We start from the raw sequence: 11,670 nt of genomic DNA, 5'->3' as shown, positions 1-11,670 counted from the left end.
GTCCAGCCGATGCCGCGGTGCTCGGTGAGATCCGCCGGCGCCTTCGGCGTGCCGAAACGCGCCAGGTAGTTCGGCGCGCCGACCACGACCATGCGGCTGGTGCCGAGTTTTCGCGCGACGAGACGTGACGCCCGCAACGGGCCGACGCGGATGGCGACGTCGGCGCGCTCCTGCATCAGGTCGATCAGCGTATCGGTCAGCACGAGGTCGAGCGTGACGTCGGGATGTTGTTCGAGGAAGCGCGGGACCAGCGGCATCACATGCAGCATGCCGAAAGGGATGTTGCTGTTGACGGTGAGCCGGCCGCGCGGCGCGGCGCCGGAGGCCGCCTCGCGCTCGGCCTCTTCCATCTCGGCAAGGATGCGCACGGCGCGCTGATAGAAGGCCTGGCCTTCCTCCGTCAGCGTCAGCTTGCGCGTGGTGCGGGTGATCAGCCGCGTGCCGAGGCGCGTCTCCAGCCGCGAGATCAGCTTGCTGACGCCCGACGGCGTCAGGCGCAGTTTTCGCGCGGCCTGGGTGAAGCCGCYGAGATCGACGACGCGGACGAAGACCTCCATCTCGGCGGAGCGGTTGGTGTCGAAACGGGCCATGTTGAATTCATGTCACAAATGATTGGATTGCGGACATTCTAATGCTTTTGCTGCGCTGCGGCTATCTGCGTGGCTCGTCCCTCGCATTGGAGCCACGCATGCCTCCCGCCGTCCTCGCGCTCACCGCCGGTGCCTTCGGCATCGGCACCACCGAATTCATCGTCATGGGCCTGCTGCTCCAGGTCGCCGCCGACATGCATGTCTCGGTCCCGGTCGCGGGTCTGCTGATCTCCGGCTACGCGCTCGGCGTGTTCGTCGGCGCCCCGGTGCTGACGCTGGCGACGCGACGCCTGCCGCGAAAGACCGTGCTGCTCGCTTTGATGGCGATCTTCACGCTGGGCAATGCGGCCTGCGCGCTGGCGCCGAACTACGAATTGCTGATGGCGGCGCGGGTGCTGACCTCGCTCGCCCACGGCACCTTCTTCGGCGTCGGCTCGGTGGTGGCGACCAGCCTCGTGGCCGAGGACAAGCGCGCCTCCGCCATATCGACCATGTTCATCGGTCTCACCGTCGCAACCCTGCTCGGCGTGCCCTTCGGCGCCTGGTTCGGCCTGATGCTCGGCTGGCGCGCGGCGTTCTGGGCGGTGACATTGATCGGCGTGATCGCGTTTGCGGTGGTGGCGGCGCTGGTGCCCGGCCATGTCGGCAATGGCGACAAGCCGATCTCGCTCGCCGAGGAGGTGGCGGTGCTCGGCCGTCCGCAGGTGCTGCTCGGGCTTGCCATGACCGTATTCGGCTTCGCCGGCCTGTTCGTCGTCTTCACCTACATCCAGCCGATCCTGACGCGTTTCACCGGCTTCTCGGAAGCGGCGGTCTCGCCGATCCTGCTGGTGTTCGGCGTTGGGCTCGCGATCGGCAATGTCGCCGGCGGCAAGCTCGCCGACCGTGGGCTGGCGCGCGCCCTGATCGGCACGCTCGCCGCGCTCGCCATCGTGCTCGTGGGACTGGCCGCCGTGCTGTCGATCAAGATCCTCGCCATCGCGCTGATCCTGCTGCTCGGCGTGGCCGCCTTCGCCACCGTCGCGCCGCTTCAGCTTCGCGTGCTGGAGGCCGCCGGGTCCAGCGGCCGCACGCTGGCCTCGAGCCTCAACATCGCGGCGTTCAATCTCGGCAACGCGCTCGGCGCCTGGGCCGGCGGTATCACGATCGATCGCGGGCTCGGGCTTTCCGCGCTGCCGCTGGTCGCGGCCGGCATCACGGCGATCGGCCTCGTGCTGGCACTGTGGAGTCTGAGGCTTGACCGCACGCAGGCCGCAATCGCGGCATGCCCGGCGGAATAGGGGAGGAGCACATGGACTACCGCAATCTCGGCGCCTCCGGCCTCAAAGTCCCCGTCCTCAGTTTCGGCACCGGCACATTTGGTGGCCAAGGACCGCTGTTCTCGGCCTGGGGCCGCAGCGGCACTGAGGAGGCGCGCAGGTTGATCGACATCTGTCTCGACGCCGGCGTCAACCTGTTCGACAGCGCCGACGTCTATTCGAACGGTGCATCGGAAGAGATCCTTGGCGCGGCGATCAAGGGCCGCCGTGACAAGGTGCTGATCTCCACCAAGATGAGCTTGCCGATGGGCGACGGTCCGCTCGACGCCGGCTCGTCACGGCATCGCCTGCTTGCCTCGGTCGAGGCAGCGTTGCGCCGGCTCGGCACCGATCATATCGACCTGCTCCAGCTCCACGCCTTCGATGCCTTCACGCCGATCGAGGAGGTGCTGTCGACGCTGGATATGCTCGTGCGCGCCGGCAAGCTGCGCTATGTCGGCGTCTCCAATTTCGCCGGCTGGCAGTTGATGAAGTCGCTTGCGGTCGCCGATCGCCACGGCTGGCCGCGCTATGTCGCGCACCAGATCTATTATTCACTGCTCGGCCGCGACTATGAGTGGGAGCTGATGCCGCTCGCACGCGACCAGGGTGTCGGTGCGCTGGTCTGGAGCCCGCTCGGCTGGGGCCGGTTGACCGGAAAGATCCGCCGCGGCCAGCCGCTGCCGCAACAGAGCCGCCTGCACGCCACCGCGMAATTCGGCCCGCCCGTGGACGAACAGCGGCTTTACGCCATCGTCGACGTGCTGGACGTGATCGCCGCCGAGACCGGCCGCACGGTGCCGCAGGTCGCGATCGCCTGGCTGCTGTCCCGTCCCACGGTCTCCTCCGTGATCATCGGTGCCCGCGACGAGGCGCAGCTGCGCGACAATCTCGGCGCGGTCGGCTGGTCGTTGGGCGTGGATCAGATCAAGCGGCTCGACGAGGCCAGCGCAGTGATGCCGCCTTATCCCTACTACCCCTATCGCATCCAGGAAGGGTTTGCGCGGCTGAATCCGCCGCCGGTGTGAGCGTCGGCAATCGCGGACAATTCGTCGCATTGGCCGCTCCCACCAGCGCGCCATGCAGAAACGATGCTGTACAGGCCGCATCGCCCTCCGTAACGTCCGCCGCGCAATTTCAGGAGATGCGACGTGGCGAAGAAGACGGCGACCAAGAAGAAAAGTGCTTCCAGGAAAGCGGTAGCGAAGACCTCGAGCAAGAAGACCACCGCCCGCAAGGGCGCCGTCACGAAGCCGGCCAAGAAGACCGTCAAGAAGCCAGTCAAGAAGGTCGCCCGCAGCAAATCAGCCGCGGCGCGCCGTCCCAAGGGGCAGGCCTGGCAATGGTCGGCGGTCGACACCGCGGCCGCGATCCGGACTGGGGCAATCTCCGCGGTCGAGACCGTGGAGGCGCATCTGGAGCGGATGCGGGCCGTCAATCCCAGGCTGAATGCGGTGGTCGTCGATCTCAGCGAGGAAGCGCTGAAGGCCGCCCATGCGGCGGATAAGCAGCGCGCCAAGGGCGGCGAGCTCGGCCTGCTGCACGGCGTGCCTGTTACCATCAAGGAAAACGTCGACTACGAGGGCCGGCCCAATTTCAACGGCGTGCCGGCGAACAAGRACCTCATTGCGCCGTCGGATTCGCCGGTGGTGCGCAACCTGAAGAAGGCCGGTGCGATCGTGCTCGGCCTCACCAACACGCCGGAATTCTCCTTCCGCGGCTTCACCGACAATCCCCTGCACGGGCTGACGCTCAACCCCTGGGATCCGAACATCACCTGCGGCGGCTCCTCGGGCGGCGCGGGCTCGGCGGTCGCCGCCGGCATCGGCACCATCGCGCATGGCAACGACATCGGCGGCTCGCTGCGCTGGCCGGCGCATTGCAACGGAATCGCCACCATCAAGCCGACGCAGGGACGCATCCCCGCCTTCAACCAGAGCGCAACGGCGGAGCGGCCGATGCTGGCGCATCTGATGTCGGCGCAGGGGCCGCTCGCCCGCCACGTCGCCGACGTTCGGCTGGGCCTGGAGGTGATGAGCCAGCGCGATCCGCGCGACCCCTGGTGGGTGCCGGCGCCACTGGTGGGTCCGAAGCCGAAGGGACCGATCAAGGTCGCGCTCGCCAAGATCCCGGAGGACATGGACGTCGATCCGTCGGTCACCGCGGCGTTGCGCCAGGCTGCCGACCATCTGGAGCGCGCGGGCTATCGCGTCAGCGAGGTCGATGTGCCCGACATCAACGGCGTCTGGCAGACCTGGTGCGACATCATCACCAACGAGACCGTGGTGATGCAGGAAGCCGGCATGTTGAAGGTCACCTCGGAAGACTTCCACAAGGCGTGGGGTGGCATGAAGACCAAGGCCAACGTGCTCGATCTGCCGGCCTGGATGCGCGCCACCGCCGCGCGCAACGGCCATATCCGCGCCTGGCAATTGTTTTTCGAGGCGTACCCCGTGGTGCTGGCGCCGACCACGGTGAAGCCGACGCCGGGCCCGCGCGACGACACCGTCAGCGCCGAGCGCGTGCAGGAGATCTTCTGGGGCGAGATCCGCTTCATCTCGGCCATCAACGTGCTGGGCCTGCCCGGCGCCGTGGTGCCGGTGGCATTGCACGACGGCAAGCCGATCGGCGTGCAACTCATCGCCGGCCGCTATCGCGAGGACCTCGCGCTCGACGCGGCGGCCGCGATCGAGAAGCGTGTGGGTGTGCTCGCTCATCGTCTGTGGGAGACGATGGAGTAGGTGATCCTCACCCTCTCCCCTTGCGGGAGAGGGTGGCTCGCCGCAAAGCGGCGAGACGGGTGAGGGGTCTCTCTCCGCGAACGCAGATTTTGCCTCGTGGATAGAGACCCCTCATCCGGCGCTTCGCGCCACCTTCTCCCGCAAGGGGAGAAGGAAAGCACTGCGCGAGGCGTACCAAACCGCACCGATTCATTAATTCAAATTGACTCAAATTTTAGCCAATTCACCAACAACCGTTAGGGTTACTTCCTCGATCTGTAGACGAATTATTGTCCGCTTTACCACCCGCCTCTAACACGAGGACGGCGGACAACGCACATGCCCATCACGGCCAATTAAGTGCGGCCCGCTCCACGCGGAGGTGGACGATGCGTAACGAGACGATCGCTATTCACGCCGGCTACGAACCCGAAGCCACCACGCACGCGGTCGCGGTGCCGATCTACCAGACAGCAGCCTACGCTTTCGACAGCGCCGATCACGGCGCGGCCCTGTTCAATCTCGAGGCCGAAGGTTTCCGCTACAGCCGCATCGCCAATCCGACCAGCGCCGTGCTGGAGAAGCGCATCAGCGAGCTCGAAGGCGGTGTCGGCGCGCTCGCAGTCGCGACCGGCCAGGCAGCGCTGCATTTCGCCTTCGTCAACGTCGCCGACCACGGCGGCAACATCGTTTCGGTGCCGCAGCTCTACGGCACCACCCACACGCTGCTCTCCCACATCCTGCCGCGCCAGGGCATCGTCGGCCGATTCGCCGAGAGCGACAAGCCGGAGGCGATCGAGAAGCTGATCGACGAGAACACCCGTGCCGTGTTCGCCGAGACCATCGGCAATCCCGCCGGCAATGTCTGCGACATCGAAGCGCTCGCCAAGATCGCGCATGCCCACGGCGTGCCGCTGATCGTCGACAACACGGTCGCAACCCCGATCCTGCTCAAGCCGTTCGATTACGGCGCCGACATCGCCGTGCATTCGCTGACAAAATTCCTGGGCGGCCACGGCACCACGCTCGGCGGCGCCATCGTCGATTCCGGAAACTTTCCGTGGGCGAAGTATGCCGACCGCTTCCCGGGCTACAACAAGCCCGACGCCTCCTATCACGGGCTGGTCTATGCCGAGCGCTTCGGCAAGACCGCCTATATCGAGCGCGCGCGCAGCATCTATCAGCGCACCATGGGCTCGGTGCTGTCGCCGTTCAACGCCTTCCTGCTGCTTCAGGGCATCGAGACCGTGGCGCTGCGGATGGAGCGCCACTGCGAGAACGCGCGCAAGGTCGCCGAATTCCTGCGCAATGATCCGCGCGTGGCCTGGGTCAACTACACCGGCTTCCCGGACAGTCCCTATTATCCGCTGGTGCAGAAGTATCTCGACGGCAACGCCTCCTCGCTGTTCACCTTCGGCATCAAGGGCGGCATGGAAGCCGGCAAGGCCTTCTATGACGCGCTGAAGCTGATCACGCGCCTCGTCAATATCGGCGACGCCAAGTCGCTGGCCTGCCATCCGGCCTCGACCACGCACCGGCAGATGTCGCCGGAGCAGCAGCGTACGGCCGGTGTGCTGCCGGAGACGATCCGGCTCTCGATCGGCATCGAGCATTCCGCTGACATCATCGAGGACATCGACCAGGCGCTGGAAAAGGCCTGCCCGTCGGCGCGCCTTCAGGCCGCGGAGTAGGCGGCCGGGCCGATGAGCATCTTGATCGACAAGGATCAGGGTGTGCCGAGCCCGGCGCTGGTGCCGGCCGAGGGCGATCTCGCACGCGACCGCGGCGGCGCCGAGCTCACCATCGGATTGATCAACAACATGCCCGATCCGGCGCTGAAGGCGACCGAGCGGCAGTTCATGAAGCTGCTTCAGGCAGCCGCGGGTCCGCGCCGCATCCGCTTCCACTGCTTTTCGCTGCCGTCGGTCAGGCGCTCGCCGGAAGCGATGTGGCATGTCGAGAGCGAATATTCCGATCTCTCCGATCTGAAGCGCCAAAAGTTCGACGGGCTGATCGTGACCGGCGCCGAGCCGGTCGCGCCCGAGCTCGATCAGGAACCGTACTGGCGCGATCTCACCGATCTGATCGACTGGGCCAAGGTCAACACGCGCTCGACGATCTGGTCGTGCCTGGCCGCGCATGCCGCGGTGCTGCATCTCGATCGCATCGAACGGCGGCGGCTGCCGGCCAAGTGCCATGGCATCTTCGACTGCGAGGCCGTCACGGGCGATCCGTTGACGCGTGCGGCGCCCGCCCCGCTCAAGGTCTCGCATTCACGGCTGAACGAGGTCGCCGAGAGCGATCTTGCGCAACACGGCTATCAGGTGCTGACGCGCTCGCGCGAGGCCGGGGTGGACGTATTCGTCCGGCAATATGCCAGCCGCTTCGTCTTCTTCCAGGGCCATCCCGAATATGACGCGCTGTCGCTTCAGCGCGAATATCTGCGCGACATCGGCCGCTACCTCGCGCGCGAGCGCGAGAATTATCCGGCGGTGCCCGTGAGTTATTTTGACGCAGCGACGGAAGAGAAGCTCGCACGGTTCGAGAAGCGGGCGAGGCACCAGCGCCATCCGGCCCTCAGCAACGAGCTGCCGGGACTGGCTTTGCGCGCCGATATCGCGGCCGGCAGCGCCGCGGCGGCGCTTTTCCGCAATTGGTTGCAATATCTCGCCGCCGATACCGAGGCGGCGCTACCGGCACGCTAGGCAAAGGATGTTGGCGCGGCATTAGCATTAACGAAGTGCGAAGCTTGCCTCGGGCGATGCACGAATGCTTCAGTGACGAGGTCGGGGCAAACAGGAAACGCGGTCGTGTTGTCGGCACTCCAGGGACGCGTGAGCAATCGGCTGGCCCGGCATTTCCGCACCGCGCCGCACCGGCTGCCGGCGCATGCGCCGATGGTGAGCTTCACCTTCGATGATGCGCCCGACAGTGCCGCAGGCGAGGGTGCGCAGCTTCTGGAAGCGCACGGTGGACGCGGCACGTTCTATCTCGCCGGCAGCCTGATCGACCAGCCGGGAGACCACTGGCGCGGCCTGTCGAACGATGCGATCGTGCGGCTGCATCGCAGCGGGCACGAGATCGCCTGCCACACATTTTCGCACCTGCGCGCAGTCGATCTCGACGAGGCCGCCATGGCGCGCGAGATCGAGCGGAACCGCAGCTATTTTCGCGCTGTCGACTCCTCGATCACGCTGGAGAATTTTGCCTATCCGTATGGCCTCGCCTCGGTCTGGCGCAAACCGCAGCTCGCCAAAACCTTCCGCTCGGCGCGCGGCATCCTTCCCGGCGTCAACCGCGATGTCGTCGACCTCCAGTTCCTGCGCGCCTCGCCTCTGGTCGATTGCGAGATCGATAAGGCCGGCATCGACCGCTATTTCGACGAGGCGATCGCGAGCGGCGGCTGGCTGATCTTCTACGGCCATGACGTCGTGGATGCACCGAGCCCCTATGGCTGCACGCCGGCCCTGCTGCGCCACGCGCTGCAGGCGGCCAAGACGCGCAACATGCCGATCGTGACGGTCGCGGAAGCGCTGCGGCGGATCGGGGCGTAGCCTTTTCCTTCTCCCAGAGGGCCCTTTCACCTCTCCCCGCTTGCGGGGAGAGGTCGGATCGCATCGCCAGATGCGATTCGGGTGAGGGGGACTCTCCACGAGTCCGTCTGTCACCTCCCTTGCGGAGACTCCCCCTCACCCCGACCCTCTCCCCGCAAGCGGGGAGAGGGAGAAGATGGACTTGCCACGCCCGCGCCGTCATGCGACTGGCGTTGTGTCGAATCTCACGGCCCGGTCCTGTTCCGCCCATGTCCGCCCCCTCCACCGCCTCGCTGCCTGCATCCGCCGACGGCCGCGACGCGCTGTCGGTGCTGCATTCGGTGTTCGGCCTGCCGGGCTTTCGCGGGGCGCAGGGCGAGATCATCCGGCATGTCACCGAGGGCGGCAACTGCCTGGTCTTGATGCCGACCGGCGGCGGCAAGTCGCTGTGCTATCAATTGCCGTCTCTGCTGCGCCAGGGCTGCGGCATCGTGGTGTCGCCGCTGATCGCGCTGATGCGCGACCAGGTCGCGGGCCTGATCGAGGCGGGCGTCAATGCCGCCGCGCTGAACTCGTCGCTGACGCCACAAGAGGCCTCCGACATTGAGCGCCGCCTGATCGCGGGCGATCTCGATCTGCTCTATGTCGCGCCCGAGCGTCTGGTCACGCCGCGCTGCCTGTCGCTGCTGGCGCAGGCGAAGGTGGCGCTGTTCGCGATCGACGAAGCCCATTGCGTCTCGCAATGGGGCCATGATTTCCGCCCCGAATATGTCGGCCTCTCCATCATCGCCGAGCGCTTTCCGGACGTGCCGCGCATCGCGCTGACCGCGACCGCCGATGAATTGACGCGCAAGGAGATCGTCGAGCGGCTCCAGCTCGGGAGCAGTCCGCAGTTCGTCTCCAGCTTCGACCGCCCAAATATCCGCTACGAGATCGTCGACAAGCGCAACGCGGTGTCGCAGCTGAAGGACTTCATCCGGGAGCGCCATGCGGGCGACGCCGGCGTGGTCTATTGCCTGTCCCGCAACCGGGTGGAGGAAGTCGCCGCCGCGCTCGATGACGCCGGCATTCGGGCGTTGCCCTATCACGCCGGGCTCGATGGCAGCATCCGCTCGCGCAACCAGGACCGCTTCCTCAACGAGGACGGCATCGTCATCGTCGCGACCATCGCCTTCGGCATGGGTATCGACAAGCCGGACGTACGCTTCGTCGCCCATCTCGATCTGCCCAAGAGCATCGAGGCCTATTACCAGGAAACCGGGCGCGCCGGCCGCGACGGCAAGCCGTCCGCCGCCTGGATGGCCTATGGCCTCTCGGACATCGTGCAGCAGCGCCGCATGATCGATGAGTCCAGCGGCTCCGATGATTTCAAGCGGGTCTCGATTCGTAAGCTCGATGCGCTGGTCGGGCTCGCCGAGACCGCGCAGTGCCGGCGCAAGCGGCTGCTCGGCTATTTCGGCGAGGCCGTGCACGGCGAGACCTGCGGCAATTGCGACAACTGCCTGACGCCGCCAAAAATGCGCGACGGCAAGGTGCTGGCGCAAAAGCTGCTGTCCTGTGCCTATCGCACCGGGCAACGCTTCGGCGCCATGCATCTGATCGACGTGCTGATCGGACGCCTGACCGAGAAGGTGACGCAGTTCGGCCACGACAAGCTGTCGGTGTTCGGCATCGGGCGCGAGCTCAACGAGAAGCAGTGGCGCACCGTGCTGCGGCAGCTGGTGGCGATGGGGCATTTGCAGAGCGACAGCGAAGCCTATGGCGCGCTGAAGCTGACGGAGACCGCGCGCGGCGTGCTGCGCGGCGAGACCGACATATGGCTGCGCGAGGAGGCGCCCGGCACCCGCATCCGGTCAAGCCGTGCCAAGTCCCGCCGTGGCGATTTGGCGCCGGCGGCAAACGCGCCGCAAGGCGATGTCGATCCCGAATTGCGCGCGCGGCTGCGGGCCTGGCGTTCGGAGATCGCGCGCGAGCGCGGCGTGCCGGCCTATGTGGTGCTGCACGATGCCACCATCGACGGCATCGTCCGGGCCTGGCCGACCACGCTCGACGAATTGCGCAACGTGCCCGGCATCGGCGACAAGAAGCTCGAGCATTACGGGGATGAGCTGCTGCAGATCGTGCGGACGCGGTAAGCGTCCTCACCCGTAGCCCGGATGGAGCGCAGCGAAATCCGGGGCAGTCTTTCCATATCGTGCCAGTCCCGGATTGCGCTTCGCTCCATCCGGGCTATAGACACTCTCTCCACACGTCATCCCGGACAAGCGCAGCGAAGCGGAGCGCCGATCCGGGATCCATACCGCGTGATCTATCTTAGGGCAGGCGCGACGACGTTCTTCGCATAACCACTTCCTGTGGTTATGGGTCCCGGCCTTCGCCGGGACGACACCGAAGATGTGGCCACAGTCTAGGCCCTCACTCACCCATTCCTGAACGCATACCCGTAGCCGTTCAGCGCCGGTGCGCCGCCGAGATGGGCGTAGAGGATCTTGGCACCCTTCTCGAAATAGCCCTTCTGCGTCAGGTCGATCAGGCCCTGCATCGACTTGCCCTCGTAGACGGGGTCGGTGATCATGGCTTCGAGACGCGCGGTGAGGCGGATCGCTTCCTTGGTCTCCTCCGACGGCACGCCATAGGCGGGATACGCGTAGTCCTCGATCAGCACGACGTCGTCCGCGACGAGGTCCTTGCCGAGCTCGACGAGCTTGGCGGTGTTCTGCGCGATCGAGAGCACCTGCGCCTTGGTCTGCGCCGGCGTGAACGAGGCGTCGATGCCGATCACCTTTCGCGCGCGGCCGTCGGCGGCGAAGCCGACCAGCATGCCGGCATGCGTGGATCCGGTGACGGTACAGACGACGATGTAGTCGAACTTGAAGCCGAGCTCGGCTTCCTGCTTGCGCACCTCCTCGGCGAAGGCGACATAGCCGAGCCCGCCAAATTTATGCACGGAGGCGCCGGCGGGGATCGCGTAGGGCTTGCCGCCCGCGGCTTTCACCTCTTCGATCGCCTCTTCCCAGCTCTTGCGGATGCCGATGTCGAAGCCGTCGTCGACCAGGCGCACGTCGGCGCCCATGATGCGCGAGAGCATGATGTTGCCGACGCGGTCATAGACGGCGTCCTCGTGCGGCACCCAGGCTTCCTGCACCAGGCGGCACTTCATGCCGATCTTGGCGGCGACCGCCGCGACCATGCGGGTATGGTTCGACTGCACGCCGCCGATCGAGACCAGCGTGTCGGCGTTCGAGGCGATCGCGTCCGGGATGATGTATTCGAGCTTGCGCAGCTTGTTGCCGCCATAGGCGAGGCCGGAATTGCAGTCCTCGCGCTTGGCATAGATCTCGACATTGCCGCCGAGGTGCTTTGACAGCCGCTCCAGCTTCTCGATGGGCGTCGGACCGAAGGTCAGCGGATAGCGCGCGAATTTTTCCAGCATCAGAGGATCATCCCGATTGGCGTTGAGCTGGCCGTAGCGACTAGCATGCGCGGGGAGAAATGTGCTCTCGAATGCTGCGCCCGTATTGCAGGTTAT

At 66.2% G+C, this 11,670-nt stretch carries 9 protein-coding genes; 7 read left to right on the top strand and 2 right to left on the bottom strand.

Annotation, left to right across the window (positions count from 1 at the left end):
• The coding region (locus ACXJL8_RS20230; protein ID WP_456685457.1) for a LysR family transcriptional regulator at positions 1–590 on the bottom strand (590 nt) is incomplete at its 3' end.
• Between the two features lie 98 nt (positions 591–688).
• Between ACXJL8_RS20230 and ACXJL8_RS20225 the strand changes: the two genes are divergently transcribed.
• From ACXJL8_RS20225 to recQ, 7 genes are all read left to right on the top strand, one after another.
• Positions 689–1,870: an MFS transporter gene (locus ACXJL8_RS20225; RefSeq protein WP_456619989.1), complete on the top strand. Its 1,182-nt coding sequence runs from the start codon at positions 689–691 to the stop codon at positions 1,868–1,870.
• Between the two features lie 11 nt (positions 1,871–1,881).
• Complete coding sequence (locus ACXJL8_RS20220) at positions 1,882–2,916, top strand: aldo/keto reductase (protein ID WP_456685456.1); 1,035 nt, start codon at positions 1,882–1,884, stop codon at positions 2,914–2,916.
• Positions 2,917–3,039: 123 nt separating this feature from the next.
• Positions 3,040–4,629, top strand: a complete 1,590-nt coding sequence (locus tag ACXJL8_RS20215) for an amidase family protein (protein WP_456685455.1) — start codon at positions 3,040–3,042, stop codon at positions 4,627–4,629.
• 368 nt (positions 4,630–4,997) lie between these two features.
• Positions 4,998–6,299 (top strand): O-acetylhomoserine aminocarboxypropyltransferase/cysteine synthase family protein, encoded by a 1,302-nt coding sequence (locus ACXJL8_RS20210; RefSeq protein WP_456619992.1) that lies wholly within the window; start codon positions 4,998–5,000, stop codon positions 6,297–6,299.
• Positions 6,300–6,311: 12 nt separating this feature from the next.
• Positions 6,312–7,313 carry a homoserine O-succinyltransferase MetA gene (gene metA / locus ACXJL8_RS20205; RefSeq protein ID WP_456619993.1) on the top strand — a complete coding sequence of 334 codons (1,002 nt, stop codon included), beginning with the start codon at positions 6,312–6,314 and terminating at the stop codon, positions 7,311–7,313.
• A 105-nt stretch (positions 7,314–7,418) separates the two neighbouring features.
• Entirely contained in the window at positions 7,419–8,162 is a 744-nt protein-coding gene (locus ACXJL8_RS20200; protein ID WP_456619994.1) for a polysaccharide deacetylase family protein, read from the top strand.
• Between the two features lie 248 nt (positions 8,163–8,410).
• A complete protein-coding gene (recQ, locus tag ACXJL8_RS20195; RefSeq protein ID WP_456619995.1) occupies positions 8,411–10,276 on the top strand; it encodes a DNA helicase RecQ in 1,866 nt (621 codons plus the stop codon).
• A 284-nt stretch (positions 10,277–10,560) separates the two neighbouring features.
• On the opposite strand, the gene ACXJL8_RS20190 is transcribed toward recQ, so the two are convergent.
• Positions 10,561–11,574 carry a 1-aminocyclopropane-1-carboxylate deaminase gene (locus ACXJL8_RS20190; protein WP_456619996.1) on the bottom strand — a complete coding sequence of 338 codons (1,014 nt, stop codon included), beginning with the start codon at positions 11,572–11,574 and terminating at the stop codon, positions 10,561–10,563.
• Between the last annotated feature and the right edge of the window lie 96 nt (positions 11,575–11,670).

The organism is Bradyrhizobium sp. P5_C11_2, assembly GCF_054049755.1.
Note: the sequence above shows the minus strand (reverse complement) of the source record. Positions and strands in the feature narration are given on the sequence as shown.

Bases quoted from the DNA above. Each gene is read 5' to 3' on its own strand.
- ACXJL8_RS20225 (WP_456619989.1), top strand. From the start codon at position 689: ATGCCTCCCGCCGTCCTCGCGCTCACCGCCGGTGCCTTCGGCATCGGC.
- recQ (WP_456619995.1), top strand. From the start codon at position 8,411: ATGTCCGCCCCCTCCACCGCCTCGCTGCCTGCATCCGCCGACGGCCGC.
- ACXJL8_RS20210 (WP_456619992.1), top strand. From the start codon at position 4,998: ATGCGTAACGAGACGATCGCTATTCACGCCGGCTACGAACCCGAAGCC.
- ACXJL8_RS20190 (WP_456619996.1), bottom strand. From the start codon at position 11,574: ATGCTGGAAAAATTCGCGCGCTATCCGCTGACCTTCGGTCCGACGCCC.
- metA (WP_456619993.1), top strand. From the start codon at position 6,312: ATGAGCATCTTGATCGACAAGGATCAGGGTGTGCCGAGCCCGGCGCTG.